Origin of the sequence: Sphingobacterium sp. Ag1 (assembly GCF_000988325.1) — a bacterium.
Taxonomy (GTDB): Bacteria; Bacteroidota; Bacteroidia; order Sphingobacteriales; family Sphingobacteriaceae; genus Sphingobacterium.
The window spans coordinates 21,538-47,994 of record NZ_LBGU01000037.1 but is presented as its reverse complement, the minus strand read 5'-3'; the positions used below and the strand labels follow the sequence as shown (position 1 = coordinate 47,994).

Annotated in this window: 21 protein-coding genes; 7 read left to right on the top strand and 14 right to left on the bottom strand. The window is 40.7% G+C overall.

The window, feature by feature from the left end:
- Positions 1–102 precede the first annotated feature (102 nt).
- The 12 genes from AAW12_RS11555 to AAW12_RS11500 all read right to left on the bottom strand — a co-directional run bounded on the left by AAW12_RS11555 (position 103) and on the right by AAW12_RS11500 (position 14,534).
- Positions 103–1,233: a hypothetical protein gene (locus tag AAW12_RS11555; protein WP_084823150.1), complete on the bottom strand. Its 1,131-nt coding sequence runs from the start codon at positions 1,231–1,233 to the stop codon at positions 103–105.
- Positions 1,234–1,461: 228 nt separating this feature from the next.
- Entirely contained in the window at positions 1,462–2,556 is a 1,095-nt protein-coding gene (locus tag AAW12_RS11550; protein WP_046673790.1) for a glycosyltransferase family 4 protein, read from the bottom strand.
- Between the two features lie 19 nt (positions 2,557–2,575).
- Positions 2,576–3,661, bottom strand: coding sequence for a glycosyltransferase (locus AAW12_RS11545; protein ID WP_046673789.1), 1,086 nt, complete (start codon positions 3,659–3,661; stop codon positions 2,576–2,578).
- A gap of 47 nt (positions 3,662–3,708) precedes the next feature.
- Positions 3,709–4,608, bottom strand: a complete 900-nt coding sequence (locus AAW12_RS11540; RefSeq protein WP_046673788.1) for a glycosyltransferase family 2 protein — start codon at positions 4,606–4,608, stop codon at positions 3,709–3,711.
- 4 nt (positions 4,609–4,612) lie between these two features.
- Positions 4,613–5,509: a glycosyltransferase family 2 protein gene (locus tag AAW12_RS11535; RefSeq protein ID WP_046673787.1), complete on the bottom strand. Its 897-nt coding sequence runs from the start codon at positions 5,507–5,509 to the stop codon at positions 4,613–4,615.
- Positions 5,502–6,593: an EpsG family protein gene (locus AAW12_RS11530; protein ID WP_084823149.1), complete on the bottom strand. Its 1,092-nt coding sequence runs from the start codon at positions 6,591–6,593 to the stop codon at positions 5,502–5,504. Before AAW12_RS11530 ends, AAW12_RS11535 begins: the two co-directional genes overlap by 8 nt.
- A gap of 16 nt (positions 6,594–6,609) precedes the next feature.
- Positions 6,610–7,674, bottom strand: a complete 1,065-nt coding sequence (locus tag AAW12_RS11525; protein ID WP_156167624.1) for a hypothetical protein — start codon at positions 7,672–7,674, stop codon at positions 6,610–6,612.
- Positions 7,674–8,657, bottom strand: a complete 984-nt coding sequence (locus AAW12_RS11520) for a glycosyltransferase family 2 protein (RefSeq protein WP_053003635.1) — start codon at positions 8,655–8,657, stop codon at positions 7,674–7,676. The genes AAW12_RS11525 and AAW12_RS11520 overlap by 1 nt, the downstream gene beginning before the upstream one ends.
- Positions 8,657–9,385, bottom strand: a complete 729-nt coding sequence (locus AAW12_RS11515; protein WP_046673784.1) for a glycosyltransferase family 32 protein — start codon at positions 9,383–9,385, stop codon at positions 8,657–8,659. Before AAW12_RS11515 ends, AAW12_RS11520 begins: the two co-directional genes overlap by 1 nt.
- Entirely contained in the window at positions 9,382–10,908 is a 1,527-nt protein-coding gene (locus tag AAW12_RS11510; RefSeq protein WP_084823148.1) for a lipopolysaccharide biosynthesis protein, read from the bottom strand. Before AAW12_RS11510 ends, AAW12_RS11515 begins: the two co-directional genes overlap by 4 nt.
- A gap of 10 nt (positions 10,909–10,918) precedes the next feature.
- On the bottom strand, positions 10,919–12,004 hold the full coding sequence (locus tag AAW12_RS11505) for a Wzz/FepE/Etk N-terminal domain-containing protein (RefSeq protein WP_046673782.1): 1,086 nt from the start codon (positions 12,002–12,004) through the stop codon (positions 10,919–10,921).
- Position 12,005: 1 nt separating this feature from the next.
- The gene (locus tag AAW12_RS11500; RefSeq protein WP_046673781.1) at positions 12,006–14,534 is read right to left on the bottom strand and encodes an SLBB domain-containing protein; all 2,529 of its coding nucleotides are present in this window, start codon (positions 14,532–14,534) and stop codon (positions 12,006–12,008) included.
- Between the two features lie 369 nt (positions 14,535–14,903).
- Between AAW12_RS11500 and AAW12_RS11495 the strand changes: the two genes are divergently transcribed.
- The 5 genes from AAW12_RS11495 (at position 14,904) to AAW12_RS11475 (ending at position 19,545) form a co-directional block, all read left to right on the top strand.
- Positions 14,904–15,815: a DUF5106 domain-containing protein gene (locus AAW12_RS11495; RefSeq protein WP_046673780.1), complete on the top strand. Its 912-nt coding sequence runs from the start codon at positions 14,904–14,906 to the stop codon at positions 15,813–15,815.
- A gap of 3 nt (positions 15,816–15,818) precedes the next feature.
- Positions 15,819–16,277: a S24 family peptidase gene (locus AAW12_RS25450; protein WP_053003634.1), complete on the top strand. Its 459-nt coding sequence runs from the start codon at positions 15,819–15,821 to the stop codon at positions 16,275–16,277.
- A gap of 269 nt (positions 16,278–16,546) precedes the next feature.
- On the top strand, positions 16,547–16,816 hold the full coding sequence (locus AAW12_RS11485) for a PqqD family protein (protein WP_046673779.1): 270 nt from the start codon (positions 16,547–16,549) through the stop codon (positions 16,814–16,816).
- Position 16,817: 1 nt separating this feature from the next.
- Positions 16,818–18,446, top strand: a complete 1,629-nt coding sequence (locus tag AAW12_RS11480) for an ABC transporter ATP-binding protein (protein WP_046673778.1) — start codon at positions 16,818–16,820, stop codon at positions 18,444–18,446.
- 184 nt (positions 18,447–18,630) lie between these two features.
- On the top strand, positions 18,631–19,545 hold the full coding sequence (locus tag AAW12_RS11475; RefSeq protein ID WP_046673777.1) for a hypothetical protein: 915 nt from the start codon (positions 18,631–18,633) through the stop codon (positions 19,543–19,545).
- A gap of 181 nt (positions 19,546–19,726) precedes the next feature.
- Here AAW12_RS11475 and AAW12_RS11470 read toward each other — a convergent pair whose 3' ends face one another.
- Together AAW12_RS11470 and AAW12_RS11465 are read right to left on the bottom strand one after the other, a co-directional pair.
- Positions 19,727–21,226, bottom strand: coding sequence for a S41 family peptidase (locus AAW12_RS11470; RefSeq protein ID WP_046673776.1), 1,500 nt, complete (start codon positions 21,224–21,226; stop codon positions 19,727–19,729).
- A gap of 190 nt (positions 21,227–21,416) precedes the next feature.
- Positions 21,417–22,697: a replication-associated recombination protein A gene (locus AAW12_RS11465; RefSeq protein ID WP_046673775.1), complete on the bottom strand. Its 1,281-nt coding sequence runs from the start codon at positions 22,695–22,697 to the stop codon at positions 21,417–21,419.
- A gap of 314 nt (positions 22,698–23,011) precedes the next feature.
- Between AAW12_RS11465 and AAW12_RS11460 the strand changes: the two genes are divergently transcribed.
- Both AAW12_RS11460 and AAW12_RS11455 read left to right on the top strand, forming a co-directional pair.
- Entirely contained in the window at positions 23,012–24,115 is a 1,104-nt protein-coding gene (locus tag AAW12_RS11460) for a tetratricopeptide repeat protein (RefSeq protein WP_156167623.1), read from the top strand.
- A gap of 206 nt (positions 24,116–24,321) precedes the next feature.
- Positions 24,322–26,448 carry a carboxy terminal-processing peptidase gene (locus tag AAW12_RS11455; RefSeq protein ID WP_156167622.1) on the top strand — a complete coding sequence of 709 codons (2,127 nt, stop codon included), beginning with the start codon at positions 24,322–24,324 and terminating at the stop codon, positions 26,446–26,448.
- The last annotated feature ends 9 nt before the right edge of the window (positions 26,449–26,457 follow it).

Genomic DNA, 26,457 nt, shown 5'->3' with positions numbered 1-26,457 from the left:
TAAAATTACTACTTTTTTAATTCTACCCAAACTCATCGTCTAAAACATATCCATATTAGGATTGGAATCCATGACTATAAAATAATTGCTGTACAAAGAATATTACAAAGATCGGACTCCGCTGCGTAAGAGATCCTCTCCATTCTCCTTTCTTGGCATATCTATAATTTTTACGTCTTTATTCAATTTAACTTCTGGAACGAGGTATGCTTTCTTAAGTCGGCGTGCTTTTAACTTCTTTATACGTCTGTATCGAATCGAATAACGCTCTTCGCCTTTGATATAATAGTTATTGAAAATATATTGTTTCCAGATAAGATAAAATGCACTGAGTCCAGAAAGAGCAACAATAGCAAACGACCACTGCACCGAAGCTCCAAATTGCACGATATAAATAACAGAAGCACCTAGAACCAATTGAGCCAGTCCATATCCTAGAGAAACGAATAGACTATTGTAACCAACTTCGTTACTTAACATATGTAACAAAAAAGTACGGTGCGGCTCGAAAATATGGTATCCTTGATAAACCCGCCTTGCTACAGACCACCCTATTTCTATGCCATAGACGGCGAGGAAAAGAATATAGGTGAAGTCACCTGTTTTTAATATAAGCTTCCCTAAAGCAAATAACAACATAAAGGATAAGACTGCTGGCCCTACATCACCTGCAAAACAAGCTGCTTTTTTACGAAAGTTAAAAAATCCGAAAACGACAACCCCAAGTAAGGTATAGATCAGGAAATCTTGTTCGATATAGTTTACTTTGGTATTCACATAAAGTAAAAGTCCCCCCATCACTAAGGTGCAACTAGCCGTCATACCATTGATACCATCCATAAAATTATAGGCATTGATAACGCCGATGGTAAACACAAATGCTAATACAAGGTAATACCAGGGATAATTAAATACACCAAACTGATAAACCATAAGTAGCACTGAGGCAAAATGAACCGTTAATCTAGCCGTTGGATGAACTCCACGGATATCGTCCAAGAATGAAACATAAGTTAATAGCGAAAGTCCCAGAAAGAACCACGGTAATTCAAAATCATGATTTACGAAATACATCATTGAAGCGACATAAAAAATAATTCCAGCGCCTCGGATGGTCACCTTGGTATGTGAAGAACGCTCGTTAGGTTTATCTATGATATTAAACTTATCTGCAATCTTCAAGTACAGTAACTCTAGAACAAAAAGTATTATCAGCGTAAAAATATAAATCATAAAATATAATTAGTGAGTCAAATAAAGCTGTGCAAATATAAGAATATTAAGTTCTATTCAACAAACGTTACCCGAGTTTTAAACGCTACACTTTTGTGTATTTTTTTTTAATAAAGTGTATAAATTTCAATAACAAGAAACAAAAAAATACAACTCGCTAGAAATAAGAAATATGCAGAACAAATAGCATAACGAAAAAAAATAAAGGGGGGGCTGCTGCTTTCCCAGCTATTGTAATACCGTGGTTTCTATTTCAGAAAAGAGTTTCTGTTCGGAAAAATTTGTTGTTACAAAATCAACGCCATTTGCTCCATGGTTCTGCCTCAGTAGCGGATCAGCATAATAATAGCTTATCGCTTGAGCAATTGCAGGGCCGCTAATATCGGTATAAATACCGGTTACATCCTCCTCAATGGCATCGATACAGCCTGTGCTCCGAGTGGTAATAACTGGTAGCCCGCTGGCGGACGCTTCTAATATGGATATAGGGAAGCCCTCACGGTAGGAAGGCAAAATAAACACATCCATCTCGTTGTACAGGGCAGAAGTATCCGCCACATAGTCGAAAAAACGAATAGAAGGTGTATTCTTGATGATATCGAATGTCTCCTGTGGAATACCGTCACGCTTTTCCCAAGGCCCTATAATATGCAAGTAAACATTCTGCTTTCCGTTGACAAATTTCAACCAGCCATCAACTAATTCAAGAATACCTTTATCTCTAACAAGACGTCCGACATAGCCTACAACAAAAGTAGGATCGCTCTTAGGTCTATAGTGAAATCGATCAGTATCAATCCCTGTACAGGTACCCTTGCCCAGTAAGGTCATTTTAGCGGAGGGAGTCAAACGAAAATCCATTGACAATTGCTTCAAAGATTCACTAACGACAATCACATCTGTAGCAAGCCAGCTGACTATTTTTTCGATCAGGATAAATAATGCTTTTTTCAGGCCAGAGGATGTTTCAAAAATAACGCCATGTCTAAAAAATACACGTTTGGGGACGCCTGCTAGGTAGCTGGCGGTCATGCCAATAAGCCCGCCCTTAGGCGAATGGGCCACCACAACCGGAAACCTTTCTTGCCGTATCAGCCGATATAATCTGAAAATGGAACGGATATCCTGAACCGGAGAAATGGCCTTCAGAATCGGGACAGCAAAGGCTTTAAATCCTTTCGCTTCAGCTTGTTTATACAGTTCATCATCTTCTGTACAAGCTACGGTAAAATCGTAACCTTTCTTGGAAAAATAGGTGAATTGATTGCCAAAGAAATGGTTGATGACAAACGATACGTTGATAACGTGTAAAATTTTCTTCATTCGATCGAGATTATCGTCATTATTTTTTTTGATCTAAAGTTAGATAGAAAGAGAGCAACTGATCGGCGGTCTCCTCTACATCATATTGTTGGGCTTTTTCAAGGCCTCTTTTTTGAATAGCATGATAATTGTCTTGATTTTCAAGGGAGCTGATCTTTGCCGCAAGATCCATCGCATCCCCCACCTCAAATAACAAACCGCCTCCCGAAACCACTTGAGCCAGCCCGTGAACGCGAGATGCAATTGTCGGTATGCCGCAGGCCATTGCCTCAGCCGCAGCTAAACCAAAACCTTCCCAATGTGAACTCAATACAGCAATATCACACATTTTTAGGAGCGGATATATGTCTGTACGGCCCCCCAAAAAAGTTATTCTTTCACAGACATCCAGGTCCATGGCCAGCTGTTTAACAATTTCCAGGCGCTCGCCTTCGCCGATAAAAAGCAATTTATAAGGCGCAGGAAGTGACTGTAATGCGCGCACCGCGGTGTCTTGATCTTTTTCTTTCCGAAAGGCGGCTACCATGCAAATCAGTTTATCTCGCTGTTGAAAACCAAACTGGCTCCTGTCATAGATAGGTGCCTGGTTAATCTGGGCCAGCGATATACCATTGCTGATAACGACGCATTTGTCATCGGCCAGTCCGAGTTCTCGATGCAGCATGGCCTTGACACTCTCGCTAATACATACAATAGCTGTATATAGCGCATAGATCACACGCTCCATCGGGCGGTATATCCAATGTTGGAGCCTGCGGTTAGAGGTACTATGTTCGGTAAATATGATCTTCGTCTTACTAAACGATAACAGCTTTGCAAGGGCTACAAAATACATCGTCGGAAAAAGATGCACATGAATCAACTCATAACGCTTCAAATAGGGAATTAATCGAAAAATATAAAAGGGATTATAAATTGATCTTCCCAAGCTTTCTATCGCTATATCCGATCCGTTTTGCAATTCCTTTCGAAATGGGGTCTCTTCTCCATTGAGTAACAATAGATCGACATTCAGGCCTTTTCGTCTTAACAAGGGCAAGGTCGTGACCAGCAGCTTCTCAGCCCCTCCTGTATGTAAACTATTTATAATATGTAAAACTTTCAATATCTGTCTCTTTAATAAGGGTTAAAACTAATGGCGTTTGCGGCCGTCTAAAATGTTCTATTTTTAATGATCTTTTTTATCTTCATAATACGGGGGAAACTTATTAAAATTGTGGGCAGCAACAAAAGAACAGTTAATATTTTCCACCTGGAATATTTCAAGATATCCCCTAGTTTTTTGCCTCCAGCAACGGAGTAGCTGATATACTTAATATTGTTTATGACAGCCTCTTTTAAAGCTAGGGGCTGGGCCTCAAGCAGCTGCTTTTCTAGGATAAATCCGTGGATATTATTGGCCGCTAGACGCAGTGTACTCGCCGACAGACCATCTGCTAAATAGTCGCCAGCATATAAAAATTCATTAACGCACCGGAAGCTTCCGGCCTGCTGCATATGTATATAAATGACCCCTTCAGGAATAAGTTTTTCACCTGGAAAGGCTGCAACTAAGCTTTTTTTATAGCATACAGTCTCTACCACAAACAATTTGTCTCCTGAACAGCGATGCGGACCAAAATACATCTTTATATAGTTAGAGCTACGCAAACGAAATGCTGTCCCGACTATTTCTCCTAGACTATTTTGTTTGAGAAACACCATACCTATTTCCGCGGGCTGTAAGTCAGCAGTGTACTTTTTGATCAGATCCATTGCGTTGGGCAACAGGATATCATCCGAATCCAACACTAAAGTATAAGTTCCGCGGGGATTTTGTTCAAATCCTCGTATGACAGCATTTGTCTTTCCGCTATTGGCCTGCCTGACATACTTAAAATTCAACCGCTGCTCTTCCGCCCAGGGCTGCACGATCAACTCCGTATCGTCGGTAGAGCCATCGTCAACCAAAATCCATTCAAAATCATTTCGGTCGAACTGACTAAGCGACTGGTAAATTTTATGCAGGCAATAGCCTCTATTAAAACTTGGTGTAATGATAGAAAGTAACATCGGCTTATATCGTACGTTTTAAAAATAGCTTTAACAATAAGACTGTCCTACGCTTACCGATCCTAAAATTATACTTAAAAATATAACGTATTTTTTCGATAAAACTTAGTTCAGGAAATTTAAGATAGGCCTCAAAAACTTCAACCTGTTCAGGTGTAAGCCTTTGCCTAAATTTTTGATAGAACGATCTATTGGCATTGTAGTGATCACGATCTATGATAGGAACAGCGCGATTGAAAAGGTTATGTAATCGTCCCATTAACGATGTTGCAACATGCCCCGTCACATTATGATCGTGCTGCCGGTAGAGCATCAATGAAAGATCAATATAGTTTAGTTTGCCAAAAGTCACCGCGCCCATGGTAATATAATGGTCATGCATAACGATATATGCTGGAAAATCACGAAGTTGTTCAAGCAATCTGCGATTAAACATTAACGAACAACCTTGTACTCCACTGTTTAAAAACAAGCTATTGGCTAAACAATCTCTTTCAAAAAGTGAAACTTGATCTGCTGTGACGTGCACTCCGTTATAAGCATAGGCATTACAGTAGACGGCTGCGGGCTGATCAACTAATTTAATGGACTCATATAATACTTGTAGTTTTGACTCAAACCAGATATCATCCTGATCGCAAAAAATAAGATAATCGCCAGTGGCATATGACAGGAGGTGCAAAAAGTTACGGACTGCAGACCTACAGGTAATCCCATCCTCTACCAGATGAATACGTGGATCAATAGCCTGGTATTTTTTCAAAATTTGGAGGGTATCGTCTGCTGATCCATCGTCATGAACCACCAGCCGCCAATCCTTAAATTGCTGGCCGATAATAGAGAGTAACTGATTCTCTATGTATTGTCCGCCATTATAGGTTGCGAGCAGAATATCAATCATAAAAGGAGAAATTATAGGGTCTTACCAAATCAACATTGATCATCCGCAATCCATAGAACAGCAAAAACGAGGCAATCAACAAGTAGAAGATAAGAAAGAGGTATCGCTCTTTAACTCGCTCGCCGATTAAACTGATGATAATAGCAATCAATAGCGCCGCAAATTGAAAGAGAATAAATGAAAATCGTTGAAATATGGATATATTTATAAACAGAAAATTCATGGCCACAGCGATGGAAACCAATTTAAAATTATAATCGCCGGCTTTTATAAGCGTTGAATCGCTGTCAAGACTGGATGCCTTGTAGTTGGTCAGAAAAAAATAAAGCAAACATAAGCAATACCCAACCAAGGATATGGAAGCACTTCCTAGGCTTTCATCTTTCAGGTAAATATCCATGTGATCGGTACCGTTGCCAAAAACCGAAAATAGCAGTGGAAGCGTCAGCAATTTGCCAATAAAAATGCATGGTATCGGCACAATAATATACCAAATATCGCTTTTAAACAATCGGAGTATAAGAATAGCCAGGAGAAGAATGATCGCGGAATTATGAAAGCCTATGGCTAGGATAAATGTAATAAGCGCATAAATGTACTGCTTATTGAAGTAATAATTCATGCTCCACAGACAGATAGCTGCGCTTAAAGCGTAACGTATTTGCGTAAAATCACGATAGAGATAGAAAAAACTGATATAAAAAAGCAGGCTTAAAAAAAGATAGTCGGATTTTTTCCAAAAGTAGCTGTAATTAACCAATGCAGTAGCTATCGCCATCACCACAAAAAGCACTCTATAATTGCCTCCCAACAGCGCAATAAACCTATTGAGAAAGACATAGCCTCTTTCAGCATAACCGTATCCGCCGGCAATGATTTGATCAAAAGTAGAATTTCTGTACATACCAAACATCTCTTGATAAGCGATACTGTCATTGTCCAACCCTACCTCTCGAAATCCCACAATAAGGGTTATACAAGTACAGAAACAAAGGTACAGCAAAAACTTAATGGATCTTGATGCTGTAAAATCAAATAAGCAGAGCAGATAACTCGTTATAAATATGATGTAGTAGAGTATCATGGCCTTAATCCATTAATTAAAAATTCAAACCTGATAAAATCGAACTCCAATAAAATTGATCTCTATAAAGCAACACTTCTTTCTGCAACACACTGATCTCTTCCTTGTTGCTTGCTGCTATGAAATTAGTCCAATGATCAATAGGCAAAAAGCGGGCTAGGTTCTTGTGTGCTAGCACGGATTGTGTTTCCTCTAACCTCGTACACAATATTGGCAAACCGGCCGAGAGATAGAAGGATACCTTGGTCGGATAACAGATATTGTAGTACAATCTGCTATCATCATAAGGTATCACACCTATATCGCATAGCGATGAAATTTGAAGTGCGGTGGAATCATCAAAAACTCCCAGATAGCTGACATTATGAACACCTTTGTGCGCTAATGCTTCTTGAATCCATTCACCATCTGGCCCTAGCAAAAATAGCTGGTGCGTTGATTGTGCAAAAATTCGGATCAAATGTTCGATCTGCCGCCCCTTATTTAAAGAACCTACATATACATACTTCAATTTTTCGGCCTGTCGCCCCAGCATCGATTCATATACAACTGGATCGAATTCCATTAGAATATCCGAGCCATTCAATAGAACAGCGCAGTTTTGAGGGTTTAAGTGATATTTCTTTTGTGCATAATCGCGCATACGGTTAGAGGCAAAGTCATACTTGATGTCTTTCAGATCAAATAGTTTATCTTGAAACAATTGGTAAAAGGAAGAATCAGGCGTTTCCAAATCCCGGCTTTGCTCAAAAGGCAAATCATTCACCTCTATTTGTAATGTATGCTGTTTTGACAGTCGATCCAAAAACCTAAAAATAAGCCTTGATAAACCTGTACGAAATAAAAATGTTGGAAACAACACAAAGATGGCTCCTAGGTGAAAATAAATCTGATCGTTTTGCCTGCGTTTAAAATAGATGATAAACCAAAGCGTATGAAAGATTCTATGGAAAATAGTTGTAGAAGAGATATCTATGATCTTCACATCGGAACGCTTTTGGAAATGTCGGTAAAATGCCTGATTACGAACAGCGCCTCCTTCAGATACAGCTCCACTAAAATGCTTTAAATAATACTTCATTAAACCGTCTTTTTCTTCAAACTTTTCACCGCCCAATACAGCTTAGGAAAGCATACGATGAAAATACATGAAAATTTCATCTTTAATGGAATGTTTCCTTGCCGAAGGACAGTGGATAGGTACTGCTTTAACAATTGTCTTGTTCGAACATTGTTATATGTTGTTGCCAAAAGAGCGATATTCAGCACTTTAGCTTTATCATTATTTTCAACTAGGTGAGTGTAGCCATTCCGCTTAAAATAGGAACTGCGTAAATCAAAAATGGCTAATGTATCGTCGATCCGCTTGCCAGATATTTCTTTAGTAATACTCGCTTCTCGCTGACGGTAATAGTACAACGATGCTGGGGTATACGCAATGCGCGGCGTTCTGGCATACAGTTCATGTATGATATATTCATCCTCATGCAAGACGCCGATTTGATACCTTACGCCTTCCCAAACACTGCTATGATAAAGTTTGTTGCAGGCTATGACATTTTTAGGAACCCAATCCTTGTTGTAGAGATTATTCAGCATATAATCTCCTGAATAAACTTCAATCGCAATCCGATGATCACTCAAATGATGATGAGCAGGCACTGCCGCTGTAAATGTAGCATATGAACACATGGAAATACTTGCTGCCGAGTCTACCAATAGCTGATACAGAATATAAACAAAATTAGGGTCGATCACATCGTCAGAATCTATAAATGAAATATACGCTCCAGTGGCGCAATCCAAGCCCTTATTGCGCGCAGCTGAAAGTCCTCCATTCGCTTGATTTACAACTTTTATACGTTGATCCTGTTCGGAATATTCCACGCAAATTTTTCCTGAGCCATCTGTAGAACCGTCATTGACCAAAATGACCTCCAAACGGCTATAGGTTTGTTGAATGACGCTGTCGAGGCAGGCACGAAGATAAGCCTCTACATTATAAACGGGAATAATGATAGAGATCAACGGATCGTTTAAATTGCTGTGGATAGTTTTTTTCATTAACGTTTTAATTTACCATAAATAGCCACTAAACGTTCAAATCTTTTTTGCCCTAATACTTTCAGCAAAAATTCATTTCTGTTCCACTTTCGCTTAACAGGCAACCATGATCCTGCAAAATGATGGATACAATATGTATTGGATGTGATATTTATTTCCCTTGTTAGCCAGCTCTTTGGGCAAAAATAGGTACTGGGATAAATGGTGCAATAACCCACTATCTCCTGAAAGGAATTGTCAATAGTGATCCCTTTACTCCTCATAAATTGGGTGATCGCTTCAACATTTGTCGTCAGGTCCAATGATTTATCCGGAAGGTAAAATCTTCTATTCGTATACTGATCCAAAAGCTCGGTTACCCATCGCCCTCCTTTTTCGCTTGCCATCAAACCACTGGTCAAATAGTTGTTGTCCTCTACCCCTGAAAAAGCCCGGTGCTTTGCCAAAAATTCATCTAGGCTCTTTAAAATCTCTACGTCTGTATCAAGATACACTCCGCCATAAGTTTTCAGAGCGTATAACCGACATACATCGGCTACAAATGCATATTTACGCGCTGCATAGGCTTCAGCCGCATAAGGAAATAAATCAATATCAAAATTATCTTCATTCCAAAGACGTAATTCATATGCCGGCAGGTATTTGCGCCAGGTGTCTATACATCGTAGCTCCAAATCTGGCATTTGCCCACGCCCAAACCAGCAATAGTGTATTATTTTAGGGATCATAATTTTAATTTTCCTTTCATTTCTACATACATTTTACCCAAAATGGATTTATCAAATAAGACGAAAGCACATACTATTAGTAAAATGACTGTCAAAGTTGACAAACTTAATATAAAACCTAACCAACTTTCTACAGGTATCAAGGAGAGATATTTCCATAAAAAAGCAATAAGCATCAACATCAAAAAGCTTCCTATTCCTTTTGCTATACGCTTATAGAAATAGGTCTTTTTTTCATCCAGACAGCAGGCAGCATAAATTGGCGTAAAGGTAAGATGACTGAACATACCTGTCAGAAGCGCACCTATGGGTATCGCATAAAGCCCCAGTGTAGAGAATCTACACAATAAAACGACTGTAATAACACTCAGAACAGAAATAAATATCCCCCAAAAGGAAGCTAGCCTCAATTTATTCGTAATAACAAAAACATGATGTATCGTCTCGATGGTCCCGTGTATAATAAAGGGTACCAAAGTGATAATAGAGAGCAAATACAGCTGTTGAGAGTTCTCATGGGGAAGCCAAAGTCGAAAAAATTCTTGCCCAAAAACAAAAAAAATAGCTATTGGAAGTAATAGAACAATAAAAATAGCTTTAAAAGAAAAATCCAGATTAGCTTTCATTTTCTTCAGATCATTATTAGCGTAGGCTTTTAACAGTTCAGGAAGAAATAAGGGCACGATAATTCCCAGCAACATCTGTAGGGCAATAGGTACCATTTTTGTTAAGGAGAGTATTCCCATATCACTTGCTCCAAAAAAGCGATTGGCTAGGATAAGATCCAATTGTGTATTTATTACATTGGATAAGGCTAACACCGAATTCCAAACGCCCGCTCCAATCAGCGTATAGATAGCAACCCACGAAAAATTTTTGAAAGAAAAAACAATCTCTGGCATTATCTTTTTAGTGAGACGGTAATTTGCAAACATATAATACAGGGAAGAAAACAACGAGGCAACGCCCAAAAAGTAAATACGCGGAACAAAGAAATAGAACAAAAGAACGATAATCAATAATCGAATTAGGTTCATCACGATATTAATCAGGGCGAGCCTATCGAAACGATTGAGTGCAAATGCACTTACGGAGAATATGGAAGAAGATACGTTGATCACTAATCCCAGAAATACAAAAACAAATAATAGCTTGACGTCAAAAGCAATAGGGGTAGGTATCGCAAGAATGTACTGCGCAAAATAACAAAACAATCCGCCAGTAATGATAAAAAAAAGAGAAACAAACAAATTGCCAAATAGAACAGAATTGAAATATATATTAACTTGCTGGATCTCTTTTTTTTCAAGACTAATGGTAATGAATCGGCTTGCCATCGAATTTAAAGCAGTTGTCAATATACCAGCATACATGATAAAGTTGTTAGACAGCGGATAAAAGCCATAGGCTTCCTTACCTAGGGTATCAACCAGATAAGGTGTCAAAAAAAAAGTTAACCCTACTCCCGTTACAGCACTCATGCAGTTGGACAATAGGTTTACTATAAAACGCCTTACATCCATCTGAATCTGATTAATTAGCCATTAAGTCTTTATACGACTTAATTCCCAACAAAATAATCACACATAGGAAACATGCTAAAAATCCTCCAATAACAAGACCTTTTAATTTGCCCGATTTGATGATTTGAAGCGGGTAAATTGGCTCATCTACCACTTGAATAAGCGGTGTTTCTTTGAGCAAAGCCATTTTAGACATCTCTAAGTTTTGCACCAGTTGACCTAATATCGCGCGATTTGTCTCAGCAGAGAACTGGGATCGCTGGGTCGGTATCAAGCGCTGTGATTGCCGCGTTGGATTGAGATTGGGAGTTGCATCAGCAACTACCGCTGATGCGGCAATAGCGCCGTTCATCACTGCACGAACCGAATCAGTCTTTCGCTGTAAAATCGCTATATTGTCTAAAGATTTCTTTGTTTTTGTGTTTATATAAAAATTATTTACCTGATCGACGATTGCCTCATTGAATTCTTTGGAAAACACTTCATCGCTTGAATTTACATCAACTTTTATAATAGAGGACTTTTTGTCAAGATGACCTACCTCTAAATTATTTTTATTGATATTTTGCACAGCTTGCTGCAGAATACTATCCCGCAAACGTGCCTTTGGCGAGCTTGTATCTTTTAAAAAATCAATTTTCAATAATTCAGGATTCGATTTACCCCAACCTTCCCTTTCTTGACTTAACGCTAAATAACGGTCTAATAGAAGCTTGGAACTATCGCTTCCGGATCGCTGCAGGAGGGCAGACTCGATCATTTTTCTGGATCTATATAATTCGAATAGATTATCACCTTGAAAGATACCTCCGCCCGATTGCCCTAGATCAACACCCGCTAGGGCCGCAAGACCTGCTACTTGACCTAGCCCTCCACCGCTGCTCTCTCCTGATTCCAATACAAACGTCGTAGTGGAACGATAGGAAGGAATTTGCATCTTGGCGTAAAAAAAACCGACAATTGCGCCTAAGATACCCACGATTAAGATGAGATACCACTTGGAAAAAAGGTAGGCAAATAATGCTTCTAATTTTAAGAAGATCTCTTTTAAACTTATTTTATCTTTACTATGTTTATTGCTCACTATATCGTTCATCTTATCTTAATAAACTAACAATAATAGCCGCTAATGAGGCAATCCCTGTGCCCAGACCAATCCAACCTTGCGCATTAAGTTTTTCTCGTGGGGCTCTCTTAGGAACCACAATCTCTGCTCCAGGTTTCACCTCGGGATACCCACCAGACTTTCCTTGAACAGCACCATTCGCATATTGAACAAACACACGCTTTTTCAAGGCATTATCTGTAAATCCTCCAGCTTGGTTAATATAGTATTTAAGGCTCTTGCCTTTTACATAAACTACATTATTTGGATTCAATACTTCCCCGACAACTTTCACCGTCTCTAGTTCCTTTGGCACATTGATAATATCGCCGTCTAAAACGAGAAGGTCTCCCTTTTCATACGGTTTTTCTAAAATTTTATTTAATTCTATCCCCACAAGGTCACTCGGTTCAATATCTGAAGCGGACATTCCCTGTTGCGAAACCTTCGCTAAAGCGGAACTTTTTGCTTTGGAACCGTCATTATCCTTGTCGGCATCTTTATCTAAGCTAGAATCTTTGGAATTGCCGTTTTCATTGACATTATCTCTTTCCAGTTCTTTCTTCAAACGCTCCTGCTCCTTTTTTTCCGCCGCCTGTAATTTAGACATACCTGTGCGTTTCAGGGAAGCTCCTTCCGTATAAGCATACGGTGTAAGCCCTCCCGCACGTTTAATAATATCCGAAATACGTTCATCTTCCCGTGAGATGGTATAGAAACCCGGGTAAAGGACCTCACCCTCAATCTTCACCTGACGCTGTGTACGAAAACCAGCATCGCCCAAAATAGAAATCACATCATAAGGCTGTAATATCATATTCGGATCGGTCAATACACCCTCCTTAATATCCACCAAAATAGTCTTCGATGAGCGGTGATCGGTTACGTCCAGGTTTTTGATGCGTCGGGCGATTTCTATCCGGGCATTCTTAGCACCCTCGGTCAATCCACCGGCTTTCTGAATAAGATCGCCCAACGTCGCATTGCTGGCAAACGGGAAATCACCTGGAAAACGAACCTCGCCCTGAACAGTAAATTTATATTCGTCTCTTAAATCAAAGATGGACGAAATTTCAATCTTATCTTCTCTTTTTAATGGAATATCTGCAGTTGTTCCGGCTAGGACATCGCGTACATTAAAATTGATCAATTCCGAAGTATTATCTGCTTTAAGACGATTGATCATACCGCGTTCCAAGAAGGCATCTTCACGCACGCCATCCGCCATCTCCAGCACTTGTTTTAACGTCATACCGGGCTCTAAACCGAATATGCCAGGACGAAATACGGCCCCTAATACACTAATACGATTGGCAAAACGGTCCAAAATAGGTTCTACGATATATTGATCGCCGCTTTTCGGGGTGTAGTTTGCAAACTGGTCAGCGTAGATATCTTGTACACTCCGCTCGCGGCCTGTTGTTTGAAGAACTTTAACTTTGGCGCTGTAGGCGTTCTCAGTAAAATCTCCAGCATAGCGCAAGATATCCGATAGCGATTCGCCAGGTACCGTTTCAAAAATTGCCGGACGCTTAACTTCGCCTTCAAACTGCACTCTCGCTCCATAAACGGGAATATGAATAATATCTTGGTCCTGCAGACGGATATTTCCTTGCTGTATACCATTCGCCAAGAAATCATAGACATCAATCGTGCTTACCACACGGTTACCTCGGATCACCTGAATTTTACGATAGGTCCCGTTTTTATTCGGTCCTCCAGAAGCATATAATGCATTGAATACCGTCGCTAGCGAGGGTAAGCTATAGGTCCCGGGCTTCGTCACAGCTCCTGTCAAAGTCACGCGAATGGTGCGGATGTTGCCAATATTTACGCTCACCTGGGTTCTTCCCGAACGTAGCGCTGGATAAGTCCCACTCAAACGTTGCTCAATCTTACTTTTTGCCGCTGCAATGGATAATCCGGCCACATTGATCTGGCCCACATATTCTACTTTAATGGTTCCATCCGGACTTACTGGAAGTTTGTAGGATGCTTCATTATCCCCTGTGATATCCAATAAAATCTCATCATCAGGACCGATAATATACGAACTTGGGGTCGCCATACGTAAGTTCGGTTCAAAGGTAATCGCATTATTCCTAAACAGGTCTGAACCGAATATTTTTAGCTTTCCTTCTTCATTTTCGATGGAGTCGCGTTTATTTAATTGCTTAGTTTGCAATGAATCGGCATTTGATGTTCCTCCAACCTGACGGCCATTGCGCTGACTATTGCGAGATTGAGCTGATGATCCCTGCAACTGATCCGGCTGCTGTTTTTTACGTTTGATTTTCGCTAAACGTTCTTTAAGCTTCTGAACCTCGCCGGCAGACACACCTTGTGCTCGGGCAAAACCATCCAGCTGGCTTTCATCGTAGCCCATTAATGCGGCCTGTTTCACATATTGCTCGATCTGAGCATCACTAAGATTATCAACTTTTATATTTGCAGGATTGGTCTGTGCATGTACTGTGCCCACAAATCCTGCTATACATAACCATAATATTATTCTTTTCATTCGATACACGTCGGCATTTTTCCGCAAAAATAGTAAAACTATTTAATTAAATGGTTTAAAGATTTACTCAACAGAGCGCCTCTATCCCTTATTATATTTCCTTTAACTTAGTTGGATTAAAAGCTCATCAAATTTTCATAACGTAGTTACAAGGGTATTCGCTACTTGCTATTTTTAAATCAATACAATATTATTTAAGTAGGCGATCACATTCTATCCCCGCCTCTATTTTGAGTGTATTTTAGGATATTTTCCATATTATTCCCTATTTTATTCTTATCGTCAATAAAAACTTACAGAACAGGAATTAGTTCACTCAGGTAGAATCCTGAAAGTTTTATTAACTTCGTAAAGTTAAGCATAAATTAAATGAAAAGTCCAATCTTTAGCTTTTGGCTACCCATATGTGTAGTAATCTTGTTTTGTTGTTCTTGCAAGGACAGTACAAAAAGTAAGCAACAAAGTACTCCGGAACAGCAAAATGGAAAATCGGTGAGTACTGCAGACAGTGCCTTATTCCATTTTTGGGATAAGCTTGACATGCTGGATACCGCTCAAGTTAAAAACCCGGAAAAAGGAGAACAACAGCTTGCTGATTTTATTCAACTACTCTCACAAAATCCTGATTCAGCCACAAGGGATAAAGCTGTCGACCTCATGTTAGACAAAGCAAAAACCAATCGGATAAGCTTTGATTATTTCGTTAAACAATACGAGCATTATCTATACGATGGTAATTCGCCCATGCGGAATGACATCGTGTACGAATCGGTATTACGTTATCTGATTAAAACAGATTTGCTTTCAGACCTTGAAAAAGAAGCCTATAGACCAACGTATAAATTGGTCCTTCGAAATAAAGAGGGAAAAACTGCCGAAGACTTTACATATGAATTGGCAAATGGCAAAAAACAAAAACTATCGGAGACAAAAGCTAAATATACCTTCTTGATCTTTTACGATCCGGACTGCTCACATTGCAAAGAAACCATCCAACAACTTCGTGATACACCGCAATTGGTGCAGCTCTTTACTCAGCTACAGGTACAAGTACTCGCTATCGACCCATGGGGCGACCGCACGAAATGGAAGAATTATCAAACTGAGTTATCGTACCAATGGATTAATGGCTTTGACAGCGAAAGTAAAATATTGTCTTTCAATTTATACGACCTCAAAGCTTCGCCAACCATTTACCTGTTGGATGAGAATAAAAAGGTGCTATTAAAAGATACCTACTTGCAGCAGGTCATTGCTTATTTTGTTAAAACTAATTCTTAGCTGATGTCCGAAAACACAAGCGACAGCAAAACGCGGGTTATTTCAAACACAGACTATTTTGCCGAGGTGCAACGCATCCTTCGTGAAGGTAAGGAGGTACGCATACGTGTCAAGGGCAATAGCATGCTTCCATTTATCCAGGATGGAGATGCTGTGCTTCTACGGGCTTATCAGGGTGAACGCTTGGCCTTAGGCTGCAATGTACTCGCCAAAGACAAGGATAAATTTGTCTTTCATCGCTATGTCGGCAAGAAAAATAATCTATATATATTGGCTGGAGATGGGAATCTTGTACTTCGTGAATATGTAGAAGCAACAGACATCATCGCTATCGCTTATACGCTTTATCCACAAGATAAAGATAAAGCGGTAACGATCGATCGCCTCTGGCCAAGATTAAGGGGAATGGGCTGGTACCATATCCGTTTGTTACGCCGTATTGCAGCTAAATTGACCCGCTGAGAAAGAAAATTGTTAACTTTGCCTTAAAAGAACAAAAAGAACTTAGGAATTCGCTGATATATATGAAAGAATATGTTTTATTTTATGCATAAATTACAACTGGAGCAGCTTTCTATAACATAAACAACATTTGAATTACCTGGGCTCTTTATAGCCATTAAAGCTGCCGAAGGCAGCATAAATAAAAAAGAAAAACAGTTCATGAATAAACAAAATGCAAAGCATTCATGAACACCATTGGATACAGACACGGATAAATAATTATTAATATGAAATTAAGATCGGATTTAGTTTTGAGAACAATCGGTTCAGATCATTTGATCGTAGACCCGAGCCAGGATATGGTTGATCTATCGACAGTATACACCTTAAATAGCTCTGCAGCATGGCTATGGGAACAGCTCAAAGGAAAAGAATTCACAAGTGACACCATTGTCGACTTACTTTGTGAAAACTACGACGTAGACATTGATCAGGCAAAATCTGATGCGGAAATCCTGCTACAGGACTTCCAAAAACAGGGTTTGTTGGAAAAATGAAATGAACAACAATAGCTTGAAGCAACACCTGCGTTGGGCTTGGTCAATCACCCAGGGATACCGAAGCAAACTGTTCCTCTATTTCATACTGGAACTGATATGCATTGGCCTTTCCCTCGCTTTTGTGTTTTTATCCAAAAAAGCTGTTGACACCGCCACATCCCACGGAGATCTGCCATTGAAATGGCTGCTTATTGGTATCGTTGGAAGTATTGCTCTGAATGTGGGAATCAAGGGCTATTCGGGCCGTATGATGGAGCAGATCAAATTGAAGCTTACACTCCAGCTCCAACGGACTATGCTCGACGCACAGATGCTCTCCATATGGCAATTAGTCAAGAACTGGCATACGGGCGATATTCAGATCCGCATCCAGACGGACTGTGAGGAAGTCGCCAATACCATCGCCAATACATTCCTGTCTTTTATATTGACCACAATCCAGCTATTGGCATCGGTCGGTTTCCTGTGGTACATGGACCCGATGCTGGCGCTGATGATACTGGCCATCTCGCCCCTTTTTGTATTTTCAAAATTGTATTTCCGCAAGATGCGTAAGCTCAGCAAGGAAGTCAAGGAGGAAGAAAGCAATTTTTCAAAGGTACTGCAGGAAAATCTACGTTTTCGGCTGCTCATTCGGGCAATGGGCATCTTCCCCAAAAGAAGAGAGAAACTCTTAGCGAGCCAGCATCAACTGCTTTTGTTGAAAATACGCCAGCTCAACTTTTCCACCTATACGCAAGGCGCCATGAAAGTGGCCATGAACGCCGGTTATTTAGTTGCTTTTATCTGGGGGATCTATCGGTTGCAATCCGGTCAGATTTCATTCGGTACCATGACCGCTTTCCTGCAATTGGTAGCAAGAATACAATCACCCATCCTCGCACTGATTGCTTATATCCCCGGCTTTGTGCGTTTCCGGGTATCCGCAGACCGTCTACTTGAACTACAAGCTGGAGAAATCGAGCCACAAGTAACACAGCAACGTCTCCATGAGACACAGGAACTTCGTATCAATGATCTCTCCTTCCGCTATGAAGATAAATGGGTGTTACAAAATTTAAACCTTTCCTTAAAGGCGGGTGAGCCAACCGCTATCATCGGACCCAGCGGAAAAGGAAAGACAACATTGATCCGTTTACTGCTGGCACTGCTAAAAGCTGAAAAAGGAGAAATTTCACTCATAGACAGGAATGGTGAAAGGCCGCTAACCGCCAGCCATCGGATCAACCTCGCTTATATTCCGCAGGGAAATTCGCTGTTCAGCGGTACCATTCGTGAGAATTTACTGCTTCACGTCAAAGAAGAAGGAACAATGGATATGCAAAAAGCGCTTTGGCTTGCTTGTGCGGAATTTGTATTTGACCTACCCGACGGCATCGATACTGTCGTCGGTGAATCTGGCATCGGCCTATCGGAAGGACAGGCACAGCGCGTTGCGATTGCCCGCGCACTCATGCACGACGGTGACATATGGCTCTTCGATGAGGTTACTTCCGCATTGGATAAGACGACATCGGATACGTTAATTCAACGACTATTGGAACATGGAAAGCACAAAATCTGCTTGTTTGTAACTCATGACTTGCACCTGGCCGAAAAATGCCAGCAACATATTTATCTCGACTAAGCATTATTCGAGCAATATAGCGGATCAATAAGAGGCATATCGGCACAATAGACAAATGAAAAGAAGTAGCTGACAACAGCCATGAAATAAAAAGAAATGACCGGCAAATACTTAAGCCTGATTTTCGAACAAATTTTTAAAAGAAAAAACGGGCATTGCGCACCCACGACATAATTATTTAAACATGAATTTGACGACATCATCCGAATTATCCCAGACACGCTATCGCATCGCGGAATTAATACTGGAGTTTAATCATCCCGTAAATTACCCGCTAGCAAAGCTCCTTCCTTCGTTTCGGGACTTCCAATGGCTAGACTCCAGCGACAAAACAGATATCAGCATCACAGTCAGTTTAGCAAAAGCACCGATACCTGAGGATATGGGCACACTTCGGACGGACGAATCTATTGCATGGGGAGATCGCTTTCGCTTTTATGAAAAAGAAGATACCTTCATCACAACAATTGTCAACGAGCAGGGCAACGGGCTTTGGTACCTCCAAAGTGATCGCAATTTTGAACATTCAACGCTGTATGTCCCTGCAAGCTCAGCAGATGAACAGGGCGGTGTTATTACCTGGATGGCCATGATGATCTTTGGGCAGGCGAGTCTTTTACACAATACAATCATGATCCATGCTTCTGTAGCGAACCACAACGGCAGAGGTGTCGCTTTCTTAGGCAAGAGCGGCACCGGTAAGAGCACACATAGTCGACTTTGGTTACAACATATTCCAAACACCTCTTTACTCAACGACGATAATCCAGCCATTCGAATAACTGATGAAGGTGTATTAATCTATGGAACACCATGGAGCGGAAAGACGCCTTGTTATAAAAATGAACTACTACCCTTGCAGGGGTTTGTTCGCTTACAACAGGCACCAATGAATGAATTTGAATGGCAGAAAGGCTTAAAAGGCTTTATTGCGGTATTGCCCAGCTGTACTTCTATCCGGTGGAACAAGGAATTATTTTCCAACATGAATACCATTTTGGAAAAAATCATCGCTCAGGTTCCTGTCGGCTACTTAAAATGCTTACCGGATGCTGCTGCGGCAGAACTATGCCATTCTTATCTTTTTTCGAACGAATAAAAGGGACCTGATTCGTACCTGCTTCGGACTTGCTTCGACCGCGGACAGACGTTGACCCAATATGCAACAGACCTTGACCAGATCCCGAACAGGAATTATCTGGTCAGGTACTGTACAAAGACTGTACAGCCTCTGTTCGCGCCCGAACGCTGTGCGAACAAGGTACGAACACAAGGCGAAACTAACGTTTCTTGATCATACCCCGGTCAGGTCGTATATTGACCTCCCCTTGGTTAAGCGTACGATACCCCTTCCGGCTTATGGCATTGATAGAAGCTTTGGTGGTAATACCCGGTGCAGCATCGTTCAAGGCTGTCGCCAACATCGTTTCTTTCTTGTCACCCACATCAACAAATACATAATCTGTTATATTGCTTTTATCGGGAACCAAGCCATCCCAATAGTCTGAAAAATTCGCAGAATTCTTCAAAAGAAAGGAAACTGGCCAGAAAGATACCTTCTTTTGGACAACCTGCTCAAAGAAACCTACAGGTTTACCGTATGTACGTGTACCGGAGGCGATGATCTGCACCTGCAGATAGGGCTTGAGCACATTAATAATCATTTCCGCTGCCGATGCTGTGCGGTCACTCACCAGAAAATAGACTTTACTCAAGTTCAAATTGCTCTTGCCTTCAAACTTTGTATCCTGAAACATCTTATTGATGCTCGGCGTCGCTTTGATATAATCGTTCACCTCATAGGTGAGCATCAGCTTTCCTTTGGTAATGGCTCCCCCAATTTTATCGGCGACATAAGCAGACGCATCTACATAACCGCCGCCATTGTAGCGTAAATCAACAATTAAACTTTTAATCTGCTGGGTCTGGAATTTTTCAAAAGCGGCATCGATCTTTTGTTGGTTGACATTATTATTTTCGATTTCTTCAAAAGACGATAGTGCAAGATAGCCTACGTTGTTTCCATTATAGGTATAGACCGAATCTTTATAAATGGGATCAATGGTATAACCATTCGCATAAGTAAGATCTTTGGTCGTTGTTGTGCCGTCTTGATGTTTCACTTGAAGTTTAAGCGTACCAGCGTCCAGGGCAGCATTCAGTTTATTCATCATTTTATCCCGGGCACTTGCATCATTAATCGTACAGCCAGTCGTCGTACAGGTGACGGCGATCGAATAATCGGAATCACCGTTGACTGCCGTAATAAAATCGGAACGCTTAAAACCCGCCTTTTGCGCCGGTGATCCACCTTCTACAAAATAGATAATGGGCTGTGCCGTTTTTTCGTCTTCTGTCCCCAATTGAACATAGATGCCATACCCGTCGTTCGTATCCATTTTAAGCCTGCCTGAAGCCGTTGTTCCTGTATTATAGCCATCTAGCCCCAGCATATACGAAAATCGGTCAAAGACCCCGTTTGGATAAGCCGCATGTGCCGGTGTCAGCTTCTTCAGCGCATCGAGCACCATATCTGCTGAACCATATTTATCCGTGAATTGAGAAGGATCACTGGTATAATCAGGGATGGATTTGTCCCAAAGTGAATATAGCTTATAATACTTATAGATATCATCCTTAATCAACTGCGCTTCGGTACGCTCGACTGGTTCGGGCTCGGGTTCAGGTTTAGGGGTATCCTTTTTGCAAGAAAAGACAAAAAGTCCAGTCAGTGCTATGGTGGCCAAACGTCCTGTTTGTTTTAAAGGCTCTAAGTTCATAGTTGAAACATTTGTAAAAACAAACATAAATAATTTAAGTTGATCCGCAATAAAAAAAACACGCTGACCATGGGGAGTGCCAGCGTGTTTACTACCTATTGAAAAACGTTAGGAGAACAAGCAAAGGCATAAGATAGTTTTAACAAAATCAAAAAATACCTGCCAAGCCTATTTTTTATGACATATTGATTTAATACTTATATTTTTCCTTCCATTTGTCCCGTAAACTTTGTCTTAGTTTTTCCTCCTGCGAATTTTGCCCGGGCTCATACAATTTGACACCACTAATTTCTTTGGGCAGAAATTCCTGAACAACAAAATTCCCCGGATAGGCATGTGCATATTTGTATTCGGCACCGTAATTTAAGTCCTTCATCAATTTGGTCGGTGCATTACGGATATGCAGCGGTACAGACAGATCTCCAGTTTGTTTCACCAAGGCCTGCGCCTTATTGATCGCTTCATAGGAAGCATTGCTTTTAACCGAAGTAGCCAGATAGATCACCGTTTGCGACAGAATGATACGTGATTCGGGCCATCCAATAACATTGACTGCCTGAAAACAATTGTTGGCCAACAACAGGGCATTGGGGTTGGCATTGCCAATATCCTCAGAAGCCAAAATCAACAACCTTCGGGCAATAAAGGACGGATCCTCCCCCCCTTCGATCATCCGTGCAAGCCAATAGACAGCGGCATTCGGATCAGACCCACGGATAGATTTAATAAAGGCCGAAATAATATCGTAATGCTGTTCACCCGCTTTATCATAAATGGCCATATTTTGCTGTACCTGTTTCAGTACAAAGGCATTTGTAATTGGCTCTTTGTGCAATACTGCAGCATTGACAACCAGCTCGAGCACATTTAACAATTTACGTGCGTCGCCACCAGACAGCCGCAACAAGGCCTCATATTCTTCGACAACAATTGCCTGTTTCTGTAAATATTCATCTTCATGTAATGCTTTTTGGATCAATCCAATAAGATCTTCTTCCGAAAGATGTTCCAATACATACACCTGGCAACGCGAGAGCAATGCGGAGATAACTTCAAACGAGGGGTTTTCTGTTGTTGCACCAATAAGTGTCACCAGCCCACGTTCAACAGCCCCTAAAAGTGAATCTTGCTGCGACTTGGAAAAACGGTGAATCTCGTCAATAAATAAAATAGGTTGATCTTGGTTGAAGTTCATCAGCCGTTCGGCTTTTTCGATGACTTCACGAATATCCTTCACCCCGGCCTGAATCGCACTTAATGAAAAGAACGGCCGGTCGAGCTCTCTTGCGATCAGCAAGGCCAAGCTTGTTTTCCCAACCCCCGGGGGGCCCCACAGAATCATGGATGGAATATTTTTTTGCTGGATCGCATGGTAGAGTACTGCATCTGGGCCCACAATATGTTGTTGTCCCACATAATCGCTCAATTGCCGCGGTCTAAGTCGTTCTGCTAATGGAATTCGTGTCGCCATAACACAAAGTTAAAAATTAAACGGCACAGCGACTAAATATTTTAGCTTTAATCATCGAAGCTCTTCGACGAAGAGTACGGTAAAGCGATAAGCTTCAGGCTTTCACAAGCATAATTTTAAAGGTCAGCATTCGCCGCCCGATATTACTTTAACATTTTTTCACATAATTTTTCGTCATATTTGCTCTATTATATATGTAAATTGCTTTTGGCAGAGCATAATCGAACGTACAGGTTTATCGAATCAAGGAGTAGATTGCTCAAATATGCCCTTTAGCTAAATTTATGTGGACGTTAATGATAACGTAATATTTTATGAGAATGACAAAATACTGGATTTCTATATTTACCGCTTTGACTGCATTCATGAATATACCATGTCAGGTAATCGCACAGGATGCCGCCAAAGATTATACAGGTGCAATCAAACAATACGATGCTTCCTTTAAGGGTATCGGTCCTGAGGTCTATTTTTTACCACCTCCAAAAACGGCCAATGAAATACTAGCAGAGAACTATGCGGACAAGAAGTCTTTCAGCAAAGAAATTGCAAGACAGCTCCTGCTCCAGCGACTGTTATTGCAACTGCGGAGCACCAATAACTTGGGGCATTTTCAATATTTAATGAATCCGATGCCTTCTACAGCGAATGTTTGGAATGACGCGATTGAAGCGCAAAAGAACGCTCAAAATTGGATCTCAAGCTATGCCTTATCGAATGAAGCCGCCTTATTTTCAATTAAAAATAACGATAGCAGCAATGCGTCAAAGTTTTTATATCAGGCACTTTCTTTGGCAAATCGTACCGATAACAAGGATGATATAGCCACCATCAATATGAACATCAGCAATTTCCAGTTGTATCGTGGCGACTTTGTACGTGCAGAAGAAAGTGCACAAAATTATCATACCTATGCCATGACGAGTAAAAGCTATGCGGAACAAGCCAACGCCTGGCTGTTAATTGCCATGGCTCGAGCCGGTCAGGGAAATTATAAAGCGGCCGAAAATAATATTATCCGCAGTGCAATCCCCCTATTCAATAAGGCCAAAGCCTATGAAGGGAAAATTTTTGCCTGGGAAATGCTTGCTGAGATTTATTTTAAGCAAAATAAATTTACCGAGGCACAGTGGTTTCTGCTACAGGCCCGTGATTTGGCCAATGCCAAAAAACTAAGTAGTGAGCTCGCTGAAATCGAGTACCTGCTGGCCTCATCCAAGCAAAGAGATGGAAATTATAAGGTAGCGATCAAAGAATTTGTGCAGGCTGCTGAACTGGCTTCTGATGAAAATAACAAACAGCTCTCACTCGCGATATTGGACAAACTCGGCGAGGTGTATCTTGTGCTAAAAGATTATCCATCTGCTGATCAGACCTACAAGGCCTATACGCAGTTAAAAAATGAACTGTACAATTGATATTTAAAAACAATCTACCTCTTCGCGTGGTCTGTTGTAAGGACAGTCTACAAAGAGATTTTAAGCTTTTTGTAAATATTAAAGGATAAATCAAATAAATTTTTAGATTCTGCGGTAATGTGCTATGAATTTCACTAAATTTAGCACGCTCATCAATAGGAGCTGAATATTTTTTAAAAAGAATGATTATTAAAACCGTCGAAAATATGTTTAGGAAACTCATATTTGCACTTTTTGTTGTATCCATTGTTTCTTGTGGTTCAAAACCACGGGTAGCGCTTCCTGATGACGGAGGGCTTAAACCAAGCACACAACATCAAATTATCGCTAAGGAAGTCTCGGGATTATTGGAAAATGCGAGCTACAAAAAGGTCAAAATGAATGATTCGATATCGGGTATTATATACGATAATCTGATCAAAAGTTTAGATCAAGGAAAAAATTACTTGCTTCAATCGGATATCGATGAATTTCAAGCGTACAGAAGCAATCTTGCGCAGGATATCAAAAATGGAGATCTTTCTGCGGCATTTCATATTTTTAATGTCTATTCCAAGAGATACCTGGACAGAATGCAATATGCGCTTTCAGAAATCGATAAGAAACAGGATTATACCAAAGATGAATATTACCAACCTAACCGCGAAAAATTGGGCTGGTTCAAAACAGCAGATGAAGCCAACGACCAATGGCGTAAGCGTGTAAAATACGATCTGCTTAACTTGGAAACCGCGAGTGGTAAATCTACTGATAGCGCGAGGACCAAACAGGTGGAAACGCTAAAAAAACGCTATGTTAATTTGATCTCGCAGGCAAAGAAAACCAATGCCAACGATGCCTTTCAGGTGGTCATGCAAGCATTGACAGATGCTGTTGACCCACATACATCTTATTTTAACCCATCCTTTGCACAGGCATTCAATGAAGGCATGGCCAATACGTTTGAAGGTATCGGAGCAAGACTTGTCGTCGACAATGAGGCCGTAAGCATCTTCGAAATTATCCCGGGTGGACCGATATTCAAAGACAAGAGCATTCACGTCAATGATAAGATTATTGCTGTAGCCCAAGGTAAAGATGGTGAATTCGAAGACATTATTGGTTGGAGACTTGATGCTGCTGTAGCAAAAATCAAAGGTCCAAAAGGAACGATTGTCCGCCTGAAAATTATACCTGCCGGTCAGCCCATGAACTCTCATCCGCGCATTGTATCTTTAGTACGTGAGAAAATCGTCGTTGAAGAAGAATCTGCGAAGAAAGAGATTATGAACGTCAAAGGTGCCGATGGAAAAATGTACAAAGTGGGTATCATCAATATTCCCAAGTTCTACATGGATTTTGAAGCTTACAGAAGACGCGATCCAAACTATAAGAGCACAACAAGGGACGTTAGGTTAATCTTAGACACGTTGAAACAAGAAAAAGTAGATGCTGTGGTCATCGACTTGCGGTTCAATGGTGGTGGATCCTTACCAGAAGCCATTGATTTAACCGGTTTATTTATCGATAAAGGTCCAGTTGTACAAGTAAGAGATACAAAGAATAACATCGATGTCGAAGAAGATAAAAACGCGGGCGTATCTTGGGATGGTCCATTGGGCATCATGATCAACCGCTTCTCGGCTTCAGCTTCTGAAATCTTTGCCGGAGCTATCCAGGATTATGGAAGAGGTATTATCTTAGGATCTCAAAGTTATGGCAAAGGAACAGTGCAATCAGCAATCGATATGTCACGTGTCATCAGCCCGACTAGCCGCTTACTCCTAAAGGCCTCCGGTGAAAAGGATCCAGATACCCCAGAAGGTGCTCCTCAATATGGACAAATCAATATCACATTGGGTAAATTCTATCGTGTAAACGGTAGCAGTACGCAACATAAAGGGGTTACACCGGATATCGTCTTCCCTTCTCAGTTTTCTGCAGAGAAATTTGGCGAGAGCTCAGAAAAATCAGCACTTCCTTGGGATCAAATCCAATCGAGCAACTTTAAAAAAGTGGCTGATCTAAATGGCGTTGACAAGAAATTAGAAACAATGCACGAGGCACGCATTAAAAACTCGCTTGAATATAAATATCTGAAAGAGGATATTGAAGAAGCTCAAAAAGATGAGGATGTGAAAATTCCATTGGAGCTGAACAAATTCAAGAAAGAGAAAGATGACAACCTCAAGAAAAATAGAGACCGCATCAACGCTTTGTTGAAATTGCAGGGCAAACCGGCGTGGGAAGAAGGAAAATCCCAACCGAAAATTGATCTTGATTTTGTGAAAGATGAAAGTGCCAAAGTGATGACCGATTATATCATCAACTTTGGAACAAAAAAACCGTTGTAATTTCAACGT